The organism is Sphingomonas bisphenolicum (genome assembly GCF_024349785.1).
GTDB lineage: Bacteria > Pseudomonadota > Alphaproteobacteria > Sphingomonadales > Sphingomonadaceae > Sphingobium > Sphingobium bisphenolicum.
This window is the reverse complement of the sequence record NZ_AP018818.1, coordinates 157,367-181,235: the sequence shown is the minus strand read 5'-3', so window position 1 is coordinate 181,235 and position 23,869 is coordinate 157,367. Positions and strand designations below refer to the sequence as shown.

General features: G+C 65.1%; 17 protein-coding genes. 14 read left to right on the top strand and 3 right to left on the bottom strand.

Annotated features, from left to right (window positions below; genetic code table 11):
• Positions 1 to 6 precede the first annotated feature (6 nt).
• Positions 7 to 1,674 carry a urocanate hydratase gene (hutU, locus tag SBA_RS19310; protein WP_261937270.1) on the top strand — a complete coding sequence of 556 codons (1,668 nt, stop codon included), beginning with the start codon at positions 7 to 9 and terminating at the stop codon, positions 1,672 to 1,674.
• Positions 1,675 to 1,730: 56 nt separating this feature from the next.
• Here the strand turns inward: hutU and SBA_RS19305 are convergent, their stop codons facing one another.
• Positions 1,731 to 2,750, bottom strand: coding sequence for a LacI family DNA-binding transcriptional regulator (locus SBA_RS19305; RefSeq protein ID WP_224546803.1), 1,020 nt, complete (start codon positions 2,748 to 2,750; stop codon positions 1,731 to 1,733).
• A gap of 174 nt (positions 2,751 to 2,924) precedes the next feature.
• Here SBA_RS19305 and SBA_RS19300 point away from each other — a divergent pair, with 174 nt between their 5' ends.
• From SBA_RS19300 to SBA_RS19290, 3 genes are read left to right on the top strand one after another with little or no spacing between them, the layout of a single operon-like run.
• Positions 2,925 to 3,224, top strand: coding sequence for a putative quinol monooxygenase (locus SBA_RS19300; RefSeq protein ID WP_224546802.1), 300 nt, complete (start codon positions 2,925 to 2,927; stop codon positions 3,222 to 3,224).
• Between the two features lie 15 nt (positions 3,225 to 3,239).
• Positions 3,240 to 4,571: a histidinol dehydrogenase gene (hisD, locus tag SBA_RS19295; RefSeq protein ID WP_261937269.1), complete on the top strand. Its 1,332-nt coding sequence runs from the start codon at positions 3,240 to 3,242 to the stop codon at positions 4,569 to 4,571.
• A 2-nt stretch (positions 4,572 to 4,573) separates the two neighbouring features.
• Positions 4,574 to 5,341 carry an SDR family NAD(P)-dependent oxidoreductase gene (locus SBA_RS19290; RefSeq protein ID WP_261937268.1) on the top strand — a complete coding sequence of 256 codons (768 nt, stop codon included), beginning with the start codon at positions 4,574 to 4,576 and terminating at the stop codon, positions 5,339 to 5,341.
• A 9-nt stretch (positions 5,342 to 5,350) separates the two neighbouring features.
• On the opposite strand, the gene SBA_RS19285 is transcribed toward SBA_RS19290, so the two are convergent.
• Positions 5,351 to 7,468, bottom strand: a complete 2,118-nt coding sequence (locus SBA_RS19285) for a hybrid sensor histidine kinase/response regulator (RefSeq protein ID WP_261937267.1) — start codon at positions 7,466 to 7,468, stop codon at positions 5,351 to 5,353.
• A 212-nt stretch (positions 7,469 to 7,680) separates the two neighbouring features.
• On the opposite strand from SBA_RS19285, the gene SBA_RS19280 reads away from it, so the two are divergent.
• From SBA_RS19280 to SBA_RS19235, 10 genes are all read left to right on the top strand, one after another.
• Positions 7,681 to 11,124: a response regulator gene (locus SBA_RS19280; RefSeq protein ID WP_261937266.1), complete on the top strand. Its 3,444-nt coding sequence runs from the start codon at positions 7,681 to 7,683 to the stop codon at positions 11,122 to 11,124.
• Complete coding sequence (locus tag SBA_RS19275) at positions 11,109 to 11,960, top strand: CheR family methyltransferase (RefSeq protein ID WP_261937265.1); 852 nt, start codon at positions 11,109 to 11,111, stop codon at positions 11,958 to 11,960. The genes SBA_RS19280 and SBA_RS19275 overlap by 16 nt, the downstream gene beginning before the upstream one ends.
• A complete protein-coding gene (locus SBA_RS19270) occupies positions 11,957 to 12,532 on the top strand; it encodes a chemotaxis protein CheB (protein ID WP_261937264.1) in 576 nt (191 codons plus the stop codon). Before SBA_RS19275 ends, SBA_RS19270 begins: the two co-directional genes overlap by 4 nt.
• Positions 12,529 to 13,680, top strand: coding sequence for a hybrid sensor histidine kinase/response regulator (locus tag SBA_RS19265; RefSeq protein WP_224546795.1), 1,152 nt, complete (start codon positions 12,529 to 12,531; stop codon positions 13,678 to 13,680). The genes SBA_RS19270 and SBA_RS19265 overlap by 4 nt, the downstream gene beginning before the upstream one ends.
• 201 nt (positions 13,681 to 13,881) lie before the next feature.
• Positions 13,882 to 16,053 carry a TonB-dependent receptor gene (locus tag SBA_RS19260; protein WP_390902489.1) on the top strand — a complete coding sequence of 724 codons (2,172 nt, stop codon included), beginning with the start codon at positions 13,882 to 13,884 and terminating at the stop codon, positions 16,051 to 16,053.
• Entirely contained in the window at positions 16,053 to 17,114 is a 1,062-nt protein-coding gene (locus SBA_RS19255) for a PepSY-associated TM helix domain-containing protein (RefSeq protein ID WP_261937263.1), read from the top strand. The genes SBA_RS19260 and SBA_RS19255 overlap by 1 nt, the downstream gene beginning before the upstream one ends.
• A gap of 1 nt (position 17,115) precedes the next feature.
• Positions 17,116 to 18,036, top strand: coding sequence for a LysR substrate-binding domain-containing protein (locus SBA_RS19250; RefSeq protein ID WP_224546791.1), 921 nt, complete (start codon positions 17,116 to 17,118; stop codon positions 18,034 to 18,036).
• Between the two features lie 156 nt (positions 18,037 to 18,192).
• Positions 18,193 to 19,557 carry an MFS transporter gene (locus SBA_RS19245; protein WP_261937262.1) on the top strand — a complete coding sequence of 455 codons (1,365 nt, stop codon included), beginning with the start codon at positions 18,193 to 18,195 and terminating at the stop codon, positions 19,555 to 19,557.
• Positions 19,558 to 19,581: 24 nt separating this feature from the next.
• Positions 19,582 to 20,475 (top strand): shikimate dehydrogenase, encoded by an 894-nt coding sequence (locus SBA_RS19240; RefSeq protein ID WP_261937261.1) that lies wholly within the window; start codon positions 19,582 to 19,584, stop codon positions 20,473 to 20,475.
• Positions 20,472 to 21,776, top strand: a complete 1,305-nt coding sequence (locus tag SBA_RS19235) for a carbohydrate porin (protein WP_261937260.1) — start codon at positions 20,472 to 20,474, stop codon at positions 21,774 to 21,776. The genes SBA_RS19240 and SBA_RS19235 overlap by 4 nt, the downstream gene beginning before the upstream one ends.
• Positions 21,777 to 21,958: 182 nt before the next feature.
• Here the strand turns inward: SBA_RS19235 and SBA_RS19230 are convergent, their stop codons facing one another.
• Positions 21,959 to 23,857: a bifunctional sugar phosphate isomerase/epimerase/4-hydroxyphenylpyruvate dioxygenase family protein gene (locus SBA_RS19230; RefSeq protein WP_261937259.1), complete on the bottom strand. Its 1,899-nt coding sequence runs from the start codon at positions 23,855 to 23,857 to the stop codon at positions 21,959 to 21,961.
• Positions 23,858 to 23,869: the final 12 nt, after the last annotated feature.

Sequence of the window (23,869 nt, the reverse complement as noted above, 5' to 3'; positions counted from 1 at the left end):
ATCGCCATGACCCGCCTCGACAACAGCCGCATCATCCACCCCGCCACCGGCACCGCATTGTCCGCCAAAAGCTGGCTGACCGAAGCGCCGCTGCGCATGTTGATGAACAACCTGCACCCCGACGTCGCCGAACGGCCGGAGGAACTGGTCGTCTATGGCGGCATCGGCCGTGCCGCGCGCGACTGGGAGAGTTACGACAAGATCGTGGAAGCGCTGCGCGGACTTGACGACGACCAGACCCTGCTGGTGCAATCGGGCAAGCCGGTCGGCGTCTTTCGCACGCACGCCGATGCCCCCCGTGTGCTGATCGCCAACAGCAATCTGGTGCCAAAATGGGCGAATTGGGAGCATTTCGCCGAACTGGATCGCAAGGGGCTGGCCATGTACGGCCAGATGACGGCGGGTAGCTGGATCTATATCGGCACCCAGGGCATCGTGCAGGGCACCTATGAAACCTTCGTCGAGATGGGCCGCCAGCATTATGGCGGCGATCTGTCGGGCCGCTGGCTGCTGACGGCGGGCCTGGGCGGCATGGGCGGGGCACAGCCCCTTGCCGCGGTGATGGCGGGGGCCTCCTGCCTGGCGATCGAATGCCAGCCCAGCCGGATCGAGATGCGCCTGCGCACCGGCTATCTCGATCGTGCGGCGGACACGATCGACGAGGCGATGGCGATCATCGAGCAAGCCAATGCCGCAAACACGCCCGTTTCGGTCGGCCTGCTCGGCAATGCCGCCGACCTCCTGCCCGAAATCTACCGCCGCGGCATCCGGCCCGATCTGCTGACCGACCAGACGTCGGCCCATGATCCGGTCAACGGCTATCTGCCCTCCGGCTGGACAGTCGCGCAATGGATCGAACAGCGCGAACGCGCGCCTGAAACCGTCGCGGCGGCAGCCAAGGCGTCGATGGCCATCCACGTCCAGGCGATGCTCGATTTCCAGGCGGCAGGCGTACCGACCGTCGATTATGGCAACAACATCCGGCAGGTGGCGAAGGATGAGGGCGTAGCGAACGCCTTCGACTTTCCCGGCTTCGTCCCCGCCTATATTCGCCCGCTCTTCTGCCGCGGAATCGGCCCGTTCCGCTGGGCGGCGCTGTCGGGCGACCCCGAAGATATTTATCGCACCGACGCCAAGGTGAAGGAACTGCTGCCCGACAACGCGCCACTCCACCGCTGGCTCGACATGGCGCGGGAGAAAATCCGGTTCCAGGGCCTGCCGGCGCGCATCTGTTGGGTGGGCCTTGGCGACCGCCACCGGCTGGGACTGGCCTTCAACGAGATGGTGGCGACAGGCGAACTGAAGGCCCCGGTGGTGATCGGCCGGGATCATCTGGATAGCGGATCGGTCGCCAGCCCCAATCGCGAGACGGAAGCCATGCGCGACGGATCGGATGCGGTATCCGACTGGCCGTTGCTCAATGCGCTGCTCAACACCGCCAGCGGCGCGACATGGGTGTCCCTGCATCATGGCGGCGGGGTCGGCATGGGCTATTCGCAACATAGCGGCATGGTGATCGTCGCGGACGGCAGCGAAGCGGCGGCGCGGCGGCTGGAGCGGGTGCTTTGGAACGACCCGGCGACGGGCGTCATGCGCCATGCCGACGCGGGCTATGACATCGCCCTGAGATGCGCGCGCGAAAAGGGCCTCGACCTGCCGGGCATATTGGACTGAATCGGGCGGCGATCGCAACGGGCAGGCAGCGGGCCTCTATCCCTCGATGATCGCGGTCATCGCGGACGGATCGTCCGGCTGCTGCCGCGGACCACCAGTCCACCATCGACCACCACATCCTCATGCCGATCGGGATCGTCGCGGAGGGCCAGGATCAGCCGCAACACTTCGTCGACCATGCGCTGCGCAGGCTGGGCATAGCTGGTGAGGGAAAAAGCCGGCCATGCGGCCATCGCCACATCGTCATAGCCTACGATCGAGATTTCCCTGCCGACATCCAGCCCAAATTCATGCCGCGCGACATTGATCGCGGCGATCGCCATATTGTCATTGGCGCAGAAGATGGCGTCGGGCCGATCCTGGCCGGCCAGCAATTGCCGCGTTGCAGCGGTGGCGACCTCGGTCCGATAGTCGCCGGCTGCGCGAAGGGGCGCAGTTGCGCCCTGTTCGGCAAGATAGCCGAAAAAGGCCTTTTCGCGTTGCATGTTGGTGGATGAACCATCCGCGCCGGCGATGAAGGCCATGCGGCGGTGGTCGCCCGCCAGCAAATGGGCCGCAATGGTGCGTGCGCCGATGCCATTGTCGCCGATCACGCTGGAGGCGGCATGGTCCTGCGTCGTGCGATTGTAGAGGACCACGGGCACTTGCGCCTTGCGACATTCTTCCGCCAGGCCAGACGACAGGCCGACGGACAGCAGCACCAGTGCATCGAGGCGATAATGCAGGATTTCGTTGATGGACGGCTCGCCGCCGCCTTGGGCCTCGGCCGGGAAGAGCAGCAGCCTAAGCCCGGCCTCATCGAGCGTTCGCGACAATAGCTGCAACGTCTCCACGAAGAAGGGGTTGGACAGATCACCGACGCCCACGCCCACGATGTTGGAGCGGCCGCTGATCAGCGAGCGCGCGAGCAGGTTGGGGCGATAGCCGAGCCGCGTTGCGGCGTCCATGATGCGCGCGCGCGTGTCGGGGGCCACGCTGGCGCCGGGCGTAAAGGCGCGCGACACCGCGGACTGGGACACCCCGGCCGCGCGGGCGACGTCATGGGCGGTGATGAAGGAGCGGTCGCTGATGGTCACGGCCCTTCTTCGCAAGAGTTGCACGAATGAGCAACCGCCGATCTTGTTTATTGAATATGATTGCAAGTATATTTCGACCGTTACCTATGATTCAGCATTTTTTCCGCGAAGAACGTTGCAAGAATCGTAATGCATAAGTATGCAATCAATATCGCGATTCGGGGAGAGACCGGCATGATCAGGGAAGTGGCGCGGATCGAGATTGATCCGGCGGATGCGGAGCGCTTCGAGACCGCGGTCGCGCTGGCGACCCCGCATTTTCGCGCAGCGGACGGGTGCCGCAGTTTTCGGCTCGACCGGTCGGTGGATCGGCCGGGTCATTATCGACTGGTCGTGGGCTGGGACACCGTCGCCGCGCATGTCGACGGCTTCCGCAATTCGCCCGGTTATCAGGCGTGGCGCGCGCTGGTCGGCCCATTTTTCGTCACACCGCCGGACGTGGATCATGTCGAGACGGCGGTGAATGGCTTTTAAACGAGGATCAGCAATATGGCTCAATATCTGAAGCGTGGCGCAACCGCCGAAGCGAAAGCGGATGCGGACCGCAAGGTGCGCGACATCGTCGAGGCGGCGCTGGCCGACATCGAAATGCGCGGCGACGCCGCCGTGCGGGAGATGTCGATCAAGTTCGACGGCTGGGACCGCGACGATTATCGGCTCAGCCAGGCGGAAATCGACGCCTGCGTCGACAGCCTGACGCCGCAGGAGCGCAAGGATATCGAATTCGCGCAGACGCAGGTGCGCAATTTCGCCCAGATTCAGCGCGCATCGATGCACGATGTCGAGGTGGAAACGCTGCCGGGCGTGATTCTGGGACACAGGAATCTGCCGGTGAACGCCGCAGGCTGCTATGTGCCCGGCGGCAAATATCCGTTGCTCGCGTCCGCGCACATGTCGGTCATCACCGCCAAGGTGGCGGGTGTTCCGCGGGTCATCACCTGCGCGCCGCCCTTCCAGGGGCAGCCTGCGCGGGCCATCGTGGCGGCGCAGGCCATGGCCGGAGCCGACGCCATCTATGCGCTGGGCGGCATCCAGGCGATCGGCGCCATGGCGCTGGGGACGCAGAGCATCGATCCGATCGACATATTGGTCGGACCGGGCAACGCCTTTGTCGCAGAAGCCAAGCGCCAGTTGTTCGGCCGGGTCGGCATCGACCTGTTCGCCGGCCCGACCGAGACGCTGGTGATCGCCGACGAGATTGGCTGCGACGCGGAACTGGCCGCGACCGATCTGCTGGGGCAGGCGGAACATGGGCCGGACAGCCCGGCGGTGCTGCTCACCACATCGGAAAAGCTGGCGCGCGAGGCGATGCGGGAAATCGAACGCCTGCTGATGATCCTGCCGACCGCCGATTATGCGAGCAAGGCGTGGGAAACCTATGGCGAAGTGATCGTGGCGGAAGATGATGCCGAAATGGTTCGGATTGCGGATGCGATCGCTTCGGAGCATGTTCAGGTAATGACCGCAGACCCCGATTATTTCCTGCAGAACATGACCAATTACGGCGCCCTTTTCCTGGGCGCGCGTACCAATGTCAGCTTTGGCGACAAGGTGATCGGCACCAATCATACGCTGCCGACCAGGAAGTCGGCCCGCTATACCGGCGGGCTGTGGGTCGGCAAGTTCATCAAGACCTGCACCTATCAGAAAGTGCTGACCGATGCGGCATCTGCACTGGTCGGCGAATATTGCAGCCGCCTGTGCGGGCTGGAGGGCTTCGCCGGCCATGGCGAACAGGCGAATATCCGCGTGCGCCGTTACGGCGGACGCAACGTGCCCTATGCCGGCATGGCGGAACCGACCCCGGCGACGGCCGCCTGAGCATGGACACACTACCGACGACGCCGAGTTTCCGGCTGGACGGCAAGCGGGCGCTGGTGACCGGGGCAGGGCGGGGCATCGGCCTCGCCTGCGCGGCGGCGCTGGGGCAGGCGGGCGCGCATGTCACCCTCGCCGCCCGCAGCCATGGCGAGGTCGAGGCAGGCGCGCAGGCGATCCGCACGGCGGGCGGCCAGGCCGACGCACTGCTACTCGACGTCCACGACGTGACTGGCACGGCGCAGGCGCTCGACGGCATCGCGCCGTTCGACATACTGCTCAACAATGCCGGCACCAACCGGCCCAAGCCTTTTACCGACGTGTCGGAAGAGGATTATGACGCCGTGCTGGGCCTCAACCTGCGCGCTGCCTTCTTCGTCGCCCAGAGCGCGGCGCGGCGGATGATCGATGCGGGGGTGCGCGGGTCGCTCATCCATATGGGCTCGCAGATGGGCCATGTCGGCGGTCCGCGCCGTTCGCTTTATTGCGCATCCAAATGGGGGCTGGAGGGATTGAGCAAGGCGATGGCCCTCGATTTGGCGCCCCATGGCATCCGATCCAACACCATCGCCCCGACCTTCATCGAAACGCCGATGACCAAACCCTTTTTCGAGGACAAGGCATTCCTCGCCAGCGTGCTGGACAAGATCAAGCTCGGCCGACTGGGCACAGTGGAGGATCTGATGGGCGTGGTGGTGTTTCTCGCCTCGGATGCGGCGGCGCTGATGACCGGCACCAGCCTGGTGGTGGATGGGGGCTGGACCGCGGACTGATCTGACGGGTCAGTCCGCACGAGTCTCCGTCGCTATGCTGAGCGGTGCGAACAGCGGATGGTGCCGGATGCTCGCCAGTGCGGCGGCCAGGTCGGCCTGCCGGAACGGCTTGCCCAGCCGGGGCAGGCCTGCGGCCAGCCCGACAGCGTCGGAATAACCCGATACGATCAGCACCGGCAAGGTGGGGTTGATAAGCGCGATTTCCTGCGCCAGTTCGACGCCGGTCATGTGCGGCATGATATGGTCGGTCACGACAAGGTCGATGTGATCGGCCTGTCGCAGATGCTCGACCGCTTCGCCCCCGGAGCGCGCCTCCAGCACGTCGAAGCCGAGGTCGGCGAGCATGTCCGCAGTGCTGGCCCGCACCACATCTTCATCGTCGACCAGCAGGACGGTGCCGCTGAAGCCGCCCTGCCGGGCGGGTGCGCCAAGGGTGGCGACGGGACTCTGTTCGCTCACCGGCAGCCACAGGGCGATGGACGCGCCCTGTCCCGGCGCGCTGTCGATCGTCAGCGCGCCGCCCAGTTGCAGCGCCAGGCCATGGGCCATGGACAGGCCAAGGCCAGTGCCCTGGCCCGCACCCTTGGTGGAAAAGAAAGGCTCGATCGCCCGCCGCCGGGTTTCCGCATCCATGCCAGTGCCGGTATCGGTTACGCACACCACGGCATAGCGTCCCGGCGTCACGCCTTCGGCCGGCGTTTCTGTCTGTTCGACGCAGCGCGCCGACAGGGTGAATTCGCCCCCGGCCGGCATCGCGTCGCGGGAATTGACCGCGAGATTGAGCAGCGCCATCTCGACCTGATGCGCGTCGGCCTGGGCGAAGGGCAGGTCCGCCGCCAGGTCAAGCCGCACCTGCACCTGCGGGCCCAGCGTCGTGCCGATCAGTTCGGCCATGCCGAGGATAAGCGTCGACAGGTCGACCGGCTCGGGCTTGAGCGGTTGCCGGCGGGCGAAGGCCAGCAGCCGCTGGACCAGCGTCCGCGCCCGGTCGGCCGAATCCAAAGCGCCGCTGATCAGCCGCTGTTCCCGTTCGCCGCCCACTTGCCGTCGGTGCAGCAAGTCCAGGCTGCCGATAATCGGGGTCAGAAGATTATTGAAGTCGTGTGCGACGCCGCCGGTCAACTGGCCCATCGCCTCGAGTTTCTGGGACTGCCGCAACGCATCCTGCGTCCGCACCAGTGCGCGTGTCCGCTCCTCGACCAGATGCTCCAGCGTCGCTGCGGACGTCCGCAGCGCATCCTCCATTCGCCTTCGATCGGTGACGTCGATCGATATGCCGGCCAGCCCGGTGGCAGTGCCGTCCGCCAGCCGGGTCGGCTGAGCCCTTACTGCGATCCAGCGAACCTCGCCATCGGGCGTCATCACCCGATATTCGACGTCATAGTCGCGCCCGCTCGTCAAACTGTCGCGGATTGCGGTATTGACCCAATCCCGGTCTTCCGGGTGAATGGCCGCCTGAAGATCGGCATAGCTGAAGGGCAGCGCCGGATCGCGGCCGAAATTACGGCGACATAGTCCCGATGCGTCCAGCACGCCGGTGGCGGTGTCGAATGTCCAGCTACCCATGCGACCGGCTGCCAGGATCAGCTCGCGATGGCGTTCGCTTTCTTCCATCTCATGAATCAGACGCGCGTTTTCGATCGCGATGCCCGACAGGTGCGCCAGGCTTTCCAGCCGGGCGATGGTCGCCTGGTCATGCTCGCCTGCCTGCGACCAATAGGCGCCCAGGGCCGCCACCGGCGCAGGCCTGCCGATCGGCGCCATCACCAGACTGCGGACGAAGGTCGGGCGATAGGCGTCCTGCGGCACCCGATCGTCCCTCTCTATGTCGGCGATGGCGACGGTCCGGGCATGGCGCATCGCCCAACCCGACACGCAGCTATCGGCCGGGAAGCGCTTGCCGCTCCACAAGGGGCCGATCGCATCCTCTGCGACATAATGGCACAGGTCTCCATCCTTGAGGATGATGGCGATTCCTTCCGCACCGATCGCGGACCGCGCCGTCCGGCGCAAGACATCGACGACTTCCGCCATCGACCGGGCGGCAGCCAGCCGCTCGCTCGCTTCGATCAGGAAGGACTGGGCACCCGACGCATCCGGGTCCGCCGACGATGAGCCATGGGTCATATCCGCTCCGACAATCACATGCGCCTTCTAACAATATCCTCGGCGAAAGGCGACCCAGGACCGACATGGCATGGATCTCCAGGGGGCATTGCGCGGCCGTCGCCAGCCGATGTTGATGCAGATCAGCTTTGCGGGGCGCGCAGGCGCAATCCCGGCTTATCCGGCAAAACAATTGCTTGGCGGATGGCTGAGACCCCTTTACGCGAACGTCCATGGCAATCGGAAAAACAGCTTTTGCGGGCAGCCCGCTGTCGCGCGCGTCGATCTGGGCCGCATTGGGGTTGGCGGTCGGCCTGGCCTTTTTCCTCGTCAGCGGCACGATCGCCTATCGCAATATCCAGAGCCTGCGCGAAAGCGACGAAGCGATCCGCCACACCCACAGCGTGCTGATCGCGCTCGACGATCTGCTCTCGACGGCGCAGGATGCCGAAACCGGGCAGCGTGGCTATCTGCTCACCGGCACCCAGGCCTATCTGGAACCCTATGACAGCGCGGTGCAGAATCTCGCCGAACGCATGAAGGCGGTCATTCTGCTGACTCGCGACAATCCGACCCAGCAGGCCAATGCTGCCGTGTTGAAACGGCATGTCGACGCCAAGGTGGCGGAATTGCGCGAAACGGTCGATCTGCGCCGCACCAAGGGGGTTGGCGCCGCGCTGGCCGTGGTGGCCACCGACCGTGGCAAGATCGAAATGGACGCGATCCGGGCGCAGTTGAACGGCATGGCGCAGGAAGAGTTGCGGCTGCGCCAAGTTCGCATGGACGACATGGCGGCGGCGTCGCGCACGGCGATTACCACCGGGATTATCACCAGCCTGATCGGCGCGGGCCTGACCCTCGTCATCTTCATTCTCATGCGGATAAGCAACCGCGCCCGCGCCCGTCAGCAATGGTTGCAGGCCGGCCAGTTGGGCCTGTCGACGGCGATGGGGGGAGAAAAGTCGGTCGAGGAACTGGGTGAAGCGATCCTTGTCTTCCTGGCCCGCTATCTCGGCTTTCAGGGCGGCGCCTTGTTCAAGGGCGAAGGGGGCCGCTTCCAGCGCGCCGCTACGCTCGGCATACCGGCAGACGCGGACCTGCCCGCCAGTTTCCTGATCAAGGAAGGACTGCTTGGTCAGGTCGCCGCGGAAGGCGCGCCGCTCGTCCTGCAGGATATTCCAGACGGCTATCTGACGATCGGATCGGCGATGGGCAGGGACCGGCCCCGGCATCTGGTTATCATCCCGGCCAAGGCGGACGAGGTCGTCAACGCGGTGCTGGAACTGGGATTTTTCCAGCCGGTCAGCCCCGCCGTCCTCGACCTTCTCGACCATGCATCGCCCGCGATCGGCATCGCCCTGCGATCGGCCCGCTTTCGCGCGCGGCTGCAGGATGCGCTGGAGGAAACCCAGCGCCAGTCGGGCGAGTTGCAGGCGCAGAGCGAGGAACTGCGCGTTTCCAACGAGGAGCTGGAGGAGCAGGGCCGCGCGCTCAAGGAATCGCAGGTTCGTCTGGAACAGCAGCAGGTCGAACTGGAACAGACCAACAGCCAGTTGGAAGAGCAGGCCCAGACGCTGGAAAACCAGCGCGACGAACTGGAGCGCGCGACCGGCACATTGCAGTCCAAGGCGCGGGAACTGGAACAGGCGAGCCAGTATAAATCGGACTTCCTGGCCAATATGTCGCATGAACTGCGCACGCCGCTCAATTCGCTGCTGATCCTGTCCAAGCTGCTGGGCGACAATTCCGAAGGCAATCTGTCACACGATCAGGTCAAGTTCGCGCGGACGATCGAATCGTCGGGCAATGATCTCCTCACCCTCATCAACGACATTCTCGATCTGTCGAAGATCGAGGCCGGGCATATCCAGGTCCAGCCCGAAACGGTGCCGCTGCAGCGGCTGGTCGGCGATATCCGCCAGTTGTTCCAGCCCGTCGCCGAAACGCGCAATCTGGCGTTCGAAATAGAGGTAGCTCCCGACTGCCCCCGCGCGATCGAAACCGACCGGATGCGGATCGAACAAATCATCAAGAACCTCCTGTCCAACGCCTTCAAATTTACCGAACAAGGCAGCGTGCGCCTGACCCTGTCGCCGGCGGAGGGGGACCGGATCGCGCTCGCCGTCACCGACACCGGCATCGGCATGTCGACCGAACAGCAGGGGCATATCTTCGAAGCCTTCCATCAGGCGGACAGTACGATCAGCCGGCGCTATGGCGGCACTGGCCTCGGCCTGTCCATCTCGCGCCAGCTCGCCCGCCTGCTCGGCGGCCACATCAGCCTGGAGAGCAAGCCGGGAGAGGGCAGCCGCTTCACCCTGATCGTGCCGCTGGCCTATGATCCGGCGGCGGTCGGGTCCCGCCCCGTCGCGGCGCCAGCCCGCGTCGAACCTGCGCCGGTCGCGCCGGCAACGCCCGCGCCCCCCAGACACGTCCCGGTCCAGCCCCAATGGATAGTGGAGGACGACCGCGCCTCGATCGCCGAAGGGCGCCGCCTGCTGCTGATCATCGAGGATGACGAGGTGTTCGCCTCGGTCGTGTGCGACCTGTCGCGCGACATGGGTTTCCAGTGCATCATCGCCGGCACCGCGGAAGAGGCGATCAGGCTGGCGCGCGACTATATGCCCAGCGCCGTCGTGCTCGACCTCGGCCTGCCCGACCAGTCGGGGCTGACCGTTCTCGATCGGCTCAAGCATGACGAGGCGACGCGCCATATTCCGATCCATGTCGTCTCGGCGTCCGACCACAGCCAGGCTGCGCTGTCGCTCGGCGCAGTCGGCTATCTGGTGAAGCCGGTGAAGCGCGAACAGCTCGCCGAAGTGCTGGAAAGCCTGCACGCCAAGCTGGCGACGCGGGTACGGCGCGTCCTCATCGTTGAGGATGACCCGGTCCAGCGCGATGCGGTGGCGCGGCTGCTGCTGACCGACGATGTCGAAACGGTCGGCGTCGGCACCGCCGCCGAATGTCTCGAACAACTGCGCCAGCAGACGTTCGATTGCATGGTGCTGGACCTGAGCTTGCCCGACACATCGGGCTTCGCCTTGCTGGAGACGCTGAGCGAGGAGGGGGATCATGGCTTCCCCCCGGTCATCGTCTATACCGGCCACGACCTGTCGCCTGACGACGAGCAGCGCCTGCGCCGCTATTCCAGCTCGATCATCATCAAGGGCGCCAAGTCGCCCGAACGGCTGCTGGACGAAGTGTCGCTGTTCCTGCACCAGGTCGTGTCGGAACTGCCCCCCGAACAGCGCAAGATGATCCAGAAGGCCCGCAATCGCGATGCCGCGCTGGAAGGGCGCCGCATCCTGATCGTCGAGGATGACGTCCGCAACGTCTACTCGCTGACCAGCGTGCTGGAGCCGCGCGGCGCGGCGGTCCAGATCGCGCGCAACGGGCAGGAGGCGATCGATGCGCTGGCGGCGTCGCTGGACGATCCAGCAAAGAGCATCGACCTTGTCCTCATGGACGTGATGATGCCGGTGATGGACGGACTCACCGCCACGCGCGCGCTGCGCGGCGATCCGCGCTGGGCGGGGTTGCCGATCCTGATGTTGACGGCCAAGGCGATGCCGGACGACCAGCAGCGCTGCCTGGAAGCGGGCGCCAACGATTATATGGCAAAGCCGATCGACGTCGACAAACTGCTCTCGCTGGTGCGTGTATGGATGCCGCGCTAGTGCAAGGCTCCATGCAGGCGGGCGTCGAGGATATCGAAATCCAGTTGCTGCTGGAGGCGCTGTATCAACGCTATCATTATGACTTTCGTCATTATGCGCGCGCGTCGATCAAGCGCCGCCTGGTGCAGGCGCGCGGGCAATTGGGCTTTGCCAGTTTCTCCGCCATGCAGGACCATCTGCTCCACGATCCCGCGACGCTGCCGCGCCTGCTCAACTATCTGACCGTGCAGGTCAGCGAGATGTTCCGCGATCCCGGCTATTTCCGCGCCCTGCGGGAAAAGGTGATCCCGCATCTGCGGACCTACCCCTCGCTCAAGGTCTGGGTCGCCGGCTGCAGCAACGGGGAAGAACTCTATTCGCTGTCGATCCTGTTCCGGGAGGAAGGGCTGGACCAGCGGACGCTCTTCTACGCGACCGACATCAACCCCGACGCGCTCAAGGCCGCGGAAGCCGGCGTCTATCCGCTAGAACAGATCCGCAAGTTCACCAAAAACCATCAGCAGTCGGGCGCACGGTCTTCGCTGTCCGACTATTATACGGCGGATTATGGCCGCGCCGTATTCGACAAGAGCCTGCGATCGCAGGTCGTCTTTTCCGACCACAGCCTGGTGACCGATGCGGTGTTCGCCGAAATGCATCTCATTTCGTGCCGTAACGTCCTTATCTATTTCGACCGCGACCTGCAGGATCGGGCGCTCGGCCTGTTCCGCGACTCCCTCGCACGCAAGGGATTTCTGGGCCTGGGGTCGAAGGAGAGCCTGCGCTTTTCCGATCACGCGCCGTCCTTCGCCGATTTCGTGCGCGAGGAGAAAATCTACCAGAGGCGGGAGCCATGACGGCGCAGCCGATCCAGGCGATCGCGATCGGCGCGTCGGCCGGCGCGGTGCAAGCGTTGCTGCGGATATTACCGGCGCTGCCTGCCGACTACCCGCTGCCGGTGCTGATCGTCGTCCATGTGCCGCCCGACCGCGACAATGCGCTGGTGGGCCTGTTCCGATCCAAATGCCCGCTTCAGGTCAGGGAAGCGGAAGATAAGGAATCGATCGCGGCGGGAACGATCTATTTCGCGCCATCCGATTATCATCTGCTGGTGGAGGCCGACCGATCGCTCGCCTTGTCGTGGGACGAGCAGGTGAACCACAGCCGCCCGGCGATCGACGTGCTGCTGCAAAGCGCGGCCGACGCCTATGGTCCCGCGCTTGTGGGGATCGTCCTGACCGGCGCCAATCATGACGGCGCGGCGGGCCTGGCGGCGGTGGCCGATGTCGGCGGCGTCGCGATCGCGCAGGAACCGGCCGATGCACAGGTGCCGACCATGCCGGCGGCCGCGCTCGCAGTCTGTCCATCCGCGCAGGCCATGACCCTGGACGACATCATTTCCTATCTTCTGACACTGGCGGCGACATGACCAGCGACACGCATCCCCTATATTGCCTGCTGGTCGACGACCTTGAGGAAAATCTGCTGGCGCTCGAAGCGCTGCTCCAGCGCGATGGGCTGATCTGTCTGAAGGCCCGTTCGGGCGAGGAAGCGCTGGAACTGCTGCTGGTCCACGATGTCGCGCTCGCCTTGCTCGACGTCCAGATGCCCGGCATGGACGGGTTCGAACTGGCCGAATATATGCGCGGCAACGAACGCGCGCGCCATGTCCCGATCATCTTCGTGACCGCCGGCAGCGCCGACCGGCAGCGCCGCTTCCGCGGCTATGAGGCGGGCGCGGTGGACTTCATCCAGAAGCCGATCGAAGCGGACATATTGCGGTCCAAGGCCGCCATCTTCTTCGATCTGCACGACCAGCGTCGCCAGATCATCGCGCAGCGCGACGAACTGGCGACGCTGGCCGGCGCGCTTCAGGCGGCGGACCGGCGCAAGAACGAATTTCTCGCAATCCTGGGACATGAATTGCGCAACCCGATCGCGGCGCTGGCGGCCGGATTGCATTTGCTGGAGAAGCGCGAAGGAACGGAGGCCGCGCGCGACATTCGCGGCCGGATGGACCGGCATGTCCATCATCTGTCCCGCCTGATCGAGGATATCCTCGATATCGCCCGCATCGACCAGGGCAAGATTTCGCTGAAGATCCAGCGCATCGTGCTGCAGGATGTCCTCGCCTTCGCCGTGGAAACCTGCCAGCCGACGATCGAGGCGGCGCAGCACCGGCTCGTCATCGATATCGCCGATGATCCGATTAAACTGGACGCCGATTATGCGCGCGTCGTCCAGATCGTCAGCAATCTGCTCAGCAATGCGGCGAAATATACGCAGCCGGGCGGCGAAGTGCGCCTGACCGTTCGGACGGTCGATGGCTGGGCGGAGATAGAGGTGGCGGACACCGGCATCGGCATTGCGCCGGACATGCAGGCCCGGATCTTCGACCTGTTCGCGCAGGTCAAGCGGTCGACCGGCGATGCGCAGGACGGCCTTGGCATCGGATTGGCCCTTGTTCGCCAACTGGTGGCGCTGCACGGCGGCGCGCTCTCGCTCAAGCATAGCGCGCCCGGCGAAGGCAGCATCTTCCAGGTCCGCCTGCCGACGGTCGAGGCGCTGGTGGCCTGAGACAAACGCGCCGCCATTGAGTGTATATGTTGGCAAGGTGGGGCGACCTGAGGTCATCAGGCTCTAGGCCGCTGACATCCCTGAGTCCCCGCGTGCCCCCCTCAACGATCGACTGTATAGCGTAGACGGCTTGCGATGCTAATGACTTGCAACAGCCTCGCCACTGGTCTAGCGGAGCGGCGCGTCACTCTGGGGGACATTATGAATATCCGCGCCGCAATCCTGTTCAACGGCACCGCGCTTTCACGCGCAGCCTGGTCCCTCGCCAGTCTCGCCGCGATGGCGTCCACCGCCGCGCGTGCCGAGGATAGCGATCCGATCGTGGTGACGGCCGCGCGCTCGGTACTGCCGGCCAACGCCCTGCCGCTGACGATCGACGTGATCGACCAGGAAACGCTCAATCAGCAGGTCGCCATTGGCGGTTCCATCGTGGACGCAGTGTCGGCGCTGACGCCCTCCTTCTCCCCCACACGGCAGAAATTGTCGGGCGCGGGCGAAACGCTGCGTGGCCGATCGCCGCTCTATGCCATCAACGGCATTCCGCAGACCGCACCGCTGCGCGACGGCGCGCGCGACGGTTTCACCATCGACCCCTTCTTCGTCGATCGGGTCGAGCTGATTTATGGCTCCAACGCCTTGCAGGGGATTGGCGGCACCGGCGGCATCGTCAACCAGGTGACGGTGTCGCCGCCGAAGAGCGATGGCCTGTCGGGACGTATGCTGATGCAGGGCAATGCCGACACCGGATTCCATGGCGACGGCGTCGGCGGCAAGGTCGCTGGTCTGCTGGCCTGGCGCGGCGGGCGCTGGGACGCGATGGTCGGGGCGGCTTATGAAAAGCGGGGCGTCTTCTATGATGGCCATGGCAACCGTATCGGCACCGACCTGACCCAGGGCGAAACCCAGGACAGCCGCAGCTGGTCGCTGTTCGGCCGCTTCGGCTATGCATTGAGCGACACGGCACGCCTCGACCTGACCATGAGCCGGTTCCAGTTGAAGGGCGAGGGCGATTATATCGCGTCCAACGGCGATTATCGCATCGATCGGCCGACCAGCTCCGTGCGCGGGACGCCACCGGGCGTGCCGGCCACCAGCCGCACCGAAAGCGCGGCACTGACCCTGACCGATACCGATCTGGCCGGCGGCAATCTGATCGCCCAGATTTTCTTCAACCGCTCGCGCGACACCTATGGCGGTGAAATCGCGCCGATCGCGACCTTCCAGGACGCCGCGCTGGCGCCGATCGGCGCGCTGTTCGACCAGTCGCAGAATCGCAGCCGCAAATATGGCGGCAAGCTCAGCTATGAACGCACCATCCCCGGTTTCGAGGCGCTGACCGCGATCGTGGGCGTCGATGCGCTTTACGACCTCACCGAACAAAGGCTGATCGCCACCGGCCGCAGTTGGGTGCCGCCGACCGACTATCGCAGCATCGCGCCCTTCGCGCAGGCTAACCTTGCGCTGTTCGACAAGAAGCTGCGGATCGCCGCCGGCATCCGTCATGAAGATGTGAAGATCGGCATCGACGATTATACCACGCTCGCCAGCTATGGCGGCTTTGCGGTATCGGGCGGCACGCCGCGCTTCAGCGATACGCTGGTCAATGGGGGCGTGATCCTGGAGCCATGGGCCGGCATCCGCGCCTATGCCAGCTATGCAGAAGGCTATACCGTGCCGGACGTCGGTCGCATCGCCCGCGCCGTGGGTCAGGCCGGGGTCGATATCGACGATTATGTGAATATCGAACCGATCGTATCCAACAACCGCGAAGTCGGCGTGGAAGTGAAGCGCGGCCCGCTCGACGCCAGCGCCGCCTATTTCTGGTCGACCAGCAAGAATGGATCGTTGCTGGTCCAGACCGCGATCGGCGCGCCGTTCGAAATCCAGCGGCAGCGCGTGGAAATTCAGGGCCTCGAACTCAATCTCAGCGTCAAGACGCCGCTGCCGGGCCTCACTTTATCGACCGGCTACGCCCATCTGATCGGCCGCACCGACGGCAATGCGACGGACGGCGTGGACAGGGTCGATCGCGATCTGGACGGCGCCAACATCTCGCCCGATCGCCTCAACCTCGCCGCCAGCTATGTGCACGGCCCGCTGTCGGCGCGCATCCAGACGCAATTCTTCCTGGCCCGCCAGTTCGAACGCGCGCCGGGCAATTACAACCCGCTCTACCGGTTCGATGGCTATGACGTGACCGACCTGTCGCTGCGCTATCAGACCGGCTTCGGCGCGCTGACGCTGGCGGCGCAGAATATCTTCGACACCTTCTATATCGACTATTACAGCCAGACCGTCCGTCCCAACGACAATGCCCATTATTTCGCCGGACGCGGGCGCAATGTCACCCTGTCCTGGGACTATCGCTTCTAATGAGACTGCTCGACAGCCTGCATCGCTGGACCGGTGGCATCGTCGGCCTGCTGCTGGCGGTGCTGGGCCTGACCGGCCTGTTTCTGGTGCATCGCGACAGTTTGACCTTTGCGCCCCATGCCGGCGACGTCCGGGTGACCGACATGGAGTCGCTGGCGGCAACGACGCAGCATCTGATGACGACCGGTCCCATGCCGCAATCGATCACCTACGCCTCCGACGATTTCGGCCTGTTGCGCCTGGCCTATAAAGGCGGGAAGGGCGCCTATGCCGATCAGGCGGGTGCGCTGGTGATGCAATGGGACAGCCAGTGGCAGCGGCCCGAATTGTGGCTGTTCGACCTGCACCATCATCTCTTCATGGGTGAGGTCGGCGACACCGTGATCGGGCTGGCGGCGCTGTGCGGCCTGTTCTTCGTCGTCACCGGCGTGCTGCTGTGGTGGCGGACGCGCAAGACCTTTGCCTTTCGTCTGTGGCCGGCGCGGATGAGCCGTTCCTCCATCGTGCGTCACCATCGCGATTTGGGCATCGTCGTCGCACCGCTCTTGCTGCTATCTCTGATGACCGGCGCGATCCTGATATTCCGTCCGATGACGGCGATCCTGTTCGGTCCGGGCGCACCCGCGCAGATCGACCGGTCGCTCGCCGCGCCGCCGCCGCGCGTGGCGGAACTGGGCAAGCATCTGGACTGGGCGGCGATGATCCGCACCGCCCATGCCCGTTTCCCCGATGCCCAGTTGCGCAGCCTGTCGCTGCCGCGCAAGGATAATGGTCTCATCACCATCCGCATGAAGCGACCGCCGGAATGGCTGCCCAATGGCCGCACCACCCTCTGGTTCGCTGCCGACACGGGCGCCCTCGTCGATGCGCGCGACGCGGCACAACTGCCTGGTACGGTAAGGGGCTACAATATGCTCTATCCGCTCCATGCCGCCAAGGTCGGCGGTCTCGCCTATCGACTGGTGATGAGCCTTTCGGGCCTCGCCATGGCATTGCTCGGCACACTTGCGGTCTGGTCCTTCTGGTTCAAGCGTCCGCGCAAGCCCGCGCCAAGGCGCTGAAATGATGCTACAGGGCGACATGCTCACCCTGCGCCAGATCGAAATATTCCGCGCCATCATGATCGCCAAGACGATCAGCGCCGCAGCGCAAATGCTCGGCACGTCGCAGCCGGGCCTCAGCCGGATGCTCGGCCATATGGAGGACAAGCTGCATTTCCGGCTGTTCGACCGGACGCGCGGCCGACTGGTCCCGACCCATGAAGCGCGCGTGCTGTTCCAGGAAGTCGAACATGTCTACAAGGGGTTCGAGGATCTCAACCATGTCATCAAACGGCTGGCCAAGGGAGAGGACCGGACTTTCCGGGTCGGCGCGTCCCCTTCGCTCGGTCATTCGGTGGTGCCCAGGATGCTGGCCCGGCTGACCGCCAACTATCCCGGCCTCACCATCCAGTTCGACATCCTGTCGGTTGAACAGGCGTCCGATTATCTGGCGCTGCAGCGGGGCGATTATGCGCTCAGCGTCTTCCCCATCGACCATCCCAATATCCTGTCCAGCCGGATCGGGGCCGGGCGGATGGTCTGCGCGGTGCCCGCCAGCCATCGACTGGCCGACCGGACGCAGATCAGCGTGGCCGACATCGCCGACGAACAGCTGCAATCCTTTCGCCCGGACACGCCGCACGGCCGCATCATCGCCGACATGTTCGCGCGGGCGGGGCAGGCGCTGGAGGTAGAGACCTATATCCGCTTCGCCGAAACCGCAGTCGCCTTCGTCGCCAACGGCATGGGCGTGGCGCTGGTGGACAGCTTCACCGCGATGCAGGCCCATGCCGAAACCGTGCGCTTCCTGGAGTTCGACGATCCGGGGACGCTGCCGGTCTATATCAACCGCAATCTGGAATCGCCGCGCGCGATCATCGGCGAAACATTCGAAGAGATCGCCCGCACCATATTGCTGGGCGTTCCTCGGCCAAAGCCATAACATAAGGGCATGGCAAAGCGCGTTTGAAACGCTGGAAAGAAAGGAACGATCGCAACATGGTAGCCAGACCCGCAGAATAGAACCAGATACGGCACCGGGTTGGTTAGAGCTATGGGGCATGGTCCGCCCCGCGAGAGGATGAAAGGCGTTTTTTCGATGGCCAGCTATTCCGCCAGCGGCACCGTGTCCGTCCGGCCCTATGTGACCGTGGATACGCCGTCCACGCACGCATCGGCCCCAGCGTCCGACAGCGTCTGGACCGCCCGCCAGATCCTCGTCGTCGCGACCTGCTTCATCCTCAACATGCTCGACGGCATGGATGTGCTGATCCTCTCCTATATCGCACCTGCGCTGTCGAGCGACTGGCAGGTCAGCCCCGAAAGCCTGGGCGTCGTGTTCAGCGCCGGCCTTGCCGGCATGGCGGCGGGCGGCCTGCTCATCGCGCCGCTGGCCGACCGCTTCGGCCGGCGCAAGCTGATCCTTGCCTCGCTCATCATGATGGCCGCCGCGATGTTCGCATCGGGCATCGCCACCTCCATCCCCGAACTGATCGCCAGCCGCTTCGTCGTCGGCATCGGCATCGGCACGGTGCTGGCCAGCATGGCCGCGCTCACCGCCGAATATGCCCCCGAAAAACATCGCACCTTCGCGGTCGGCTTCCTTCAGGCGGGCTATCCCGTCGGCGCGACCATCACCGGCTTCGTCGTGGCCAGTCATGTCACCACCCATGGCTGGCAGGCGATGCTGCTGGGCGCGGCGGCTCTCTGCGCCATCGCCATTCCGCTGGTCTGGCTGCTGCTGCCCGAATCCATTGCCTTCCTGCTCAGCCGCCAGCCCAAGGGCGCCCTGCAAAAGGCGAACAAGCTGCTCGCCTCGATCGGCCAGCCGCAACTCGACACGCTGCCCCCGCAGCAGACCAGCGAAACCCGTCATGCCGGCGTGCGCGGCCTGCTCAGCGAAGGCCGCGCGCCCAGCACCATCCTGCTCTGGCTGGCCATCACCTTCAGCTTCATGACGCTCTATTTCGTCATCAGCTGGATTCCCAAGCTGGCGGTCGAAGCCGGCCTGCCGGCCAAGGACGCCATCTACGCCGGCGCCATCTACAATATCGGCGCCTTCATCGGCACCTCCTCGATCGGACTCGTCGCCATGCGTTTCGACCTGCGCCGCCTGATTCTGGTCTATATGGTGCTCGCTGCCGCCGCACTCACGGTCTTCGGGTCGGTCGCCATGCCGCTCGTTGCGACACTGGGCACGGCCTTCCTGATCGGCGTCTTCGTGCAGGGCGGCTTCAACGGCTGCTATCCGCTCGCCGCCAGCCTGTATCCGCCCGAAGCGCGCGGCACCGGCATCGGCTGGGCCATGGGCGTCGGCCGGATCGGCGCGGTGATCGGCCCGATGCTCGGTGGCTTCCTGCTCGCGGCCAAGGTGTCGCTGCCGGTGATCTTCGGCATTTTCGCGGTGCCGGTGGTGCTGGCGGGCCTGTGCGCCGCGCTCATCCGCCTGCCCAAGGCCGCCTGAACCTCTCGACCAAGGACAAATCCCATGTTCCAGACCCCCGTATCGGATACGGGCCGACCGGTCGCGTCCATCCTCTGCGGCCTGATCGGCAGCGGCATAGCCGGATCGCGCAGCCCGCAAATGCATGAAGGCGAAGCCCGCGCGCTCGGCCTGCCGATGGTCTATCGCATCCTCGATGGCGAAGTGATGGGCTATGACGCGGCGGGCCTGCCGCGCCTCATCCCCATGCTGGCGGCCATGGGCTTCGACGGCATCAACGTCACCCATCCCTTCAAGCAGGACGTCATGCCGCTGCTCGACAGCCTGTCGCCTGCGGCCAAGGCGCTGGGCGCGGTCAACACCATCCTGTTCGAAGATGGCCGCACCTATGGCGACAATACGGACTGGTCCGGCTACCGCGCCCACTTCCTTGCCGGCCTTGGCCAGCACAAGCGCGCCCATGTCGCGATGATCGGCGCAGGCGGGGCCGCAGCGGCGGTCGGCTATGCCCATCTCGACCTCGGCGCCACGCGCCTCACCCTGTTCGATCCCGCACAGGACCGGGCGCAGCTACTGGCCGATCGCCTGACCACGCTCTTCCCCGCTGCGCAGGTGACGGCCGCCCCCACAGCGCAGGCTACCATCAGCGGCGCCAACGGCGTGGTCCAGACGTCGCCGATCGGCATGCTCAGCCATCCCGGCCTGCCCTTCGATCCCGATCTGCTGACAGCCGATCAATGGGTGTCGGACATCATCTATTTCCCGCTCCAGACCGCATTGCTCGCCGCCGCGCAGGCGAAGGGCTGCGCGACGCTGACCGGCGGCGGCATGGCGGTGATGCAGGCGGCCCACGCCTTCGCCCTGTTCACCGGAACCGAACCGGACGCCGCGCGGATGCTCCGCGATTTCGACCGCGCCAGCGCAGGAGACGCCGCATGATCGCCGACACGCCCCCTGCCATCGTCGTGCCTGCGCCGGTCGTGCTGGCAAAAGCCGCGCAGTTGCAGGGACCATCCGCCGGGCCCCAGACACCGCCGCCAGCCGCCCCGGCCGACAAGCCCGGCTGGCGCTCACGGCTGAAGGACAAGGGCGTCGATCTCACCTTCTCCTATGTCTCCGAAAGCGCAGCAAGCATCACCGGCGGGCGGGACGGCGGCGCGGCTTACACGCAGCAATTGCTCGCCTCCGCCTCGATCGACACGGGCAAGGCGTTCGGCCTCAATGGCGGCAAGCTGATCGCCACGATCATCCACCGCAAGGGGGAGGACCTGACCGCAACCCGCCTCGGCAATCTGTTCGAAGTGCAGGAATTGTTCGGCGGCGGCCAGGATCTGCGGCCGGCCGAACTCAGCTACGAACAGAAGTTGAACGGCGGCAAGACCGCGGTGAAATTCGGCCTTTATCATACGGGTGACGATTTCGCGACCTTGCCCAGCGGTTGCCAGTTTCAGAATTTCGCCTTCTGCCCGCGCCCGACCACGCTTTTCTATAATAGCGGCTTTTCGGGCTTTCCGATCCCGCGCTGGGGTCTGCGCGTGCGGCAGGAGATTGCGCCCAACCTCAGCGTCACTGTCGCGGGTTTCGAGGTCAACGCTTTCCGCGCCCAGACCGGGGCAGGGTGGAAACTGGCGCCGCGCTTCGACAGCTTCGTCTTTCCGGTCGAGCTGGGGCTGAAGACAGGGCAGAAGCCGGGCGGCCTGCCGGGCCTGTTTCGCGTAGGCGGGCTGGTCGACACCACCGACCGCGCCGATGTACGCGACGATATCAACGGCGATTCCTATGTCCTGTCCGGCCTGTCGCCCGCGATGCGGCAGGAACGGTGGAGCGCCTGGGTCATGGGCGAACAGATGATCGTCCGCTTCGGGCCGGGCGATCGCGGCCTCAGCCTGTTCGGCACGCTCACTTTGTCGGATCGCCACACCGCGCGGGTGCCGACCTTCATCAGCGGCGGTTTCGTCGCACGTGGCCTGTGGGACAGCCGGCCCAAGGATAATTTCGGCCTCGGCCTCGTCTATGCCCGCGTCAACCCGCGCATCACCGATCGCCAGCGCGATCAGCTATCGCTGGGGCAGGATGTCGCGGTCCAGACGCATGAAATGAGCGGCGAAATCTTCTATGGCTGGCAGGCGACCCGCCAGTTGCTGCTGCGCCCCAACCTCCAATATATCCACCGCGTCGGCGCGACCGATCGTTATCCTGATGCCGTGGTGGCGGGGGCGACGATTAAGCTCATCCTGTAAGGGCAGGGCGCTGTCCTACAGCGCCCGTAACCCGTAATATGCTATTTGCCGTTCGTCCTGAGCCTGTCGAAGGACGGTCCTTCGACAGGCTCAGGACGAACGGACATTGTTCGATAATTTCCAACATGTATTCTGAAATGTCGCATTCAGCGGGAAATATGCGAAGTTAAGCGCCCATATTCCTACAATGTCGCCGCCGGGATCGCGTCCGGCCGGAACCGGTTCTGCGCCGCCAGCCGTACCCCGGCATTGGGCGCGCCATAGCCCGCATAGCCCTTCGCCCGCTGGACGAATTCGAAGAAGAACAGCTTGTCGAAGGCGCGGCTATACATCTGCCAGAAGCCCGCCCCATCGCCATCCTCGTCATAAAGGACGCCGTCCGCCGCCATCCGCGCTGCCATCGCCGCGTCGAGGTCGAAGCGTGCGGCAAGGTCGGCATGATAATTGGCCGGTATCTCCAGCATCGCCGCGCCATGGTCCCGCAAGCCCCTGGCCGTCGCGAAAATATCGTCTGTGGTCAGCGCGACATGCTGATACCCGCCGCCAAAGCCATGGTCGAGGAAGCGGGAGGACAGGGTTTCCCGCGCATCGGACGCATTGATCGTCACCCGGAACGCGCCGTCCGCCGACTGCAAGGCCTGACTATGGACCAGCCCCGATGGGTCGATCACATCCTGCGGCCCGCGCGCTTCCAGTCCGAACAGCGAACGCCAGTAAAGCTGCCAGGACAGGAATTCGTCATTATGGACGACAGCGGCCAGATGGTCGATGCCGCGCACATCCGCACCGATCGCATCTGCATCCATCTCCACCGCGTCGAACTCGCGTGCCCACAGTCCCTCCACCTCATGATCGTCGATCAGGTAGATGAGGCTGCCGCCGACCCCGCGCAGCGCCGGCATCGCCATCCGGCCCGGTCGCCCTTCGGGGCTATAGGCCTTGATCCCCAGCGCGGCGGCGCGGGCCAGCACGGCCGCCTTGTCCTTCACCCGCACGCCGATGGCGCAGATCGCCGTGCCCTGCGTCGCGCGATAGGCGCTGGCAAAGCCCTTCGGTTCGGCATTGACGATCAGGTTGACGCCGCCCTGCCGCCATCGCGTCACCTTCTTGTGGCGATGCTCGCCCACCAGCGTGAAGCCCAGCGACGCGAAGCTGCTGCCCAGCCGCGCGGCATCGCTGCCATCGGCGGTGAACTCCACGAACTCGCAGCCCAGCACCGGCTGCGGTGCGGGCATGGCGGTCGGCTGGGCGATCAGCCGTTGCGCGGTATCGCGGACATAGTCGAGCGAGCGATGCCCATCCTCCGCCACCAGTCGCGCGGCGTTGGACCGGAAGCGATCGTTGAAGATCTCCAGGCTCAGCGGCCCGTCATAACCGGTGCGCAATATCTCCGCCACGAAGCCCGCGACATCCAGCCCGCCCTGTCCCGGCAAGTTGCGGAAATGACGGCTCCAGTAAAGCAGGTCCATGTCGAGCAGCGGCGCGTCGGCCAGTTGCACGAAAGCGATCTTGTTACCCGGTATCGCCTGAATGCTCTCGCTCGGAATCTGGCGCGACAGCGAATGATAGCTGTCGAGGATGATACCGATATTCGGATGGTCCACCGCCTCCACGATCGCCCAGGCGTCGCGATGGTCGTTGACATGCCGGCCCCAGGCCAGCGCCTCATAGCCGACGATGATGCCGCGTTTCTGCGCGATCCCGCCCAGTTCGCGGAAATCATCGACGATCCGGTCACGTTCGCCCAATGCGGCGGGATGGCAACTGGAACAGAAGAGGATGCGGTCGGTCCCCAGCTCCGCCATCAGGTCGAACTTGGCCCGCACCCGGTCGAAGGCGCGACGGCGAAGGTCGCCTGACAACCCTTCGAAATCGCGGAAGGGCTGGTAGAGCATGCAGGCGAGGCCGAGGTCGTCCAGCATCGCCCGCACCTCTTTCGGCGACAGGGATGACCCGACCAGATCATTTTCGAAAATCTCGACCCCGGCAAAACCCGCAGCAGCCGCCGCCTTCAGTTTCTCCTCCAGCGTCCCGCGCAGCGATACGGTGGCGATGGCGTTCAGGGATCGGGCAATGGTCATGGCGGCTCCTCG

Bases quoted from the DNA above. Each gene is read 5' to 3' on its own strand.
- hisD (WP_261937269.1), top strand. From the start codon at position 3,240: ATGGCTCAATATCTGAAGCGTGGCGCAACCGCCGAAGCGAAAGCGGAT.
- SBA_RS19265 (WP_224546795.1), top strand. From the start codon at position 12,529: ATGACCAGCGACACGCATCCCCTATATTGCCTGCTGGTCGACGACCTT.
- SBA_RS19280 (WP_261937266.1), top strand. From the start codon at position 7,681: ATGGCAATCGGAAAAACAGCTTTTGCGGGCAGCCCGCTGTCGCGCGCG.
- SBA_RS19260 (WP_390902489.1), top strand. From the start codon at position 13,882: ATGAATATCCGCGCCGCAATCCTGTTCAACGGCACCGCGCTTTCACGC.
- SBA_RS19275 (WP_261937265.1), top strand. From the start codon at position 11,109: ATGGATGCCGCGCTAGTGCAAGGCTCCATGCAGGCGGGCGTCGAGGAT.
- SBA_RS19255 (WP_261937263.1), top strand. From the start codon at position 16,053: ATGAGACTGCTCGACAGCCTGCATCGCTGGACCGGTGGCATCGTCGGC.
- SBA_RS19250 (WP_224546791.1), top strand. From the start codon at position 17,116: ATGATGCTACAGGGCGACATGCTCACCCTGCGCCAGATCGAAATATTC.
- SBA_RS19235 (WP_261937260.1), top strand. From the start codon at position 20,472: ATGATCGCCGACACGCCCCCTGCCATCGTCGTGCCTGCGCCGGTCGTG.
- SBA_RS19245 (WP_261937262.1), top strand. From the start codon at position 18,193: ATGGCCAGCTATTCCGCCAGCGGCACCGTGTCCGTCCGGCCCTATGTG.
- SBA_RS19230 (WP_261937259.1), bottom strand. From the start codon at position 23,857: ATGACCATTGCCCGATCCCTGAACGCCATCGCCACCGTATCGCTGCGC.
- SBA_RS19290 (WP_261937268.1), top strand. From the start codon at position 4,574: ATGGACACACTACCGACGACGCCGAGTTTCCGGCTGGACGGCAAGCGG.
- hutU (WP_261937270.1), top strand. From the start codon at position 7: ATGACCCGCCTCGACAACAGCCGCATCATCCACCCCGCCACCGGCACC.
- SBA_RS19285 (WP_261937267.1), bottom strand. From the start codon at position 7,468: ATGACCCATGGCTCATCGTCGGCGGACCCGGATGCGTCGGGTGCCCAG.
- SBA_RS19240 (WP_261937261.1), top strand. From the start codon at position 19,582: ATGTTCCAGACCCCCGTATCGGATACGGGCCGACCGGTCGCGTCCATC.
- SBA_RS19300 (WP_224546802.1), top strand. From the start codon at position 2,925: ATGATCAGGGAAGTGGCGCGGATCGAGATTGATCCGGCGGATGCGGAG.
- SBA_RS19270 (WP_261937264.1), top strand. From the start codon at position 11,957: ATGACGGCGCAGCCGATCCAGGCGATCGCGATCGGCGCGTCGGCCGGC.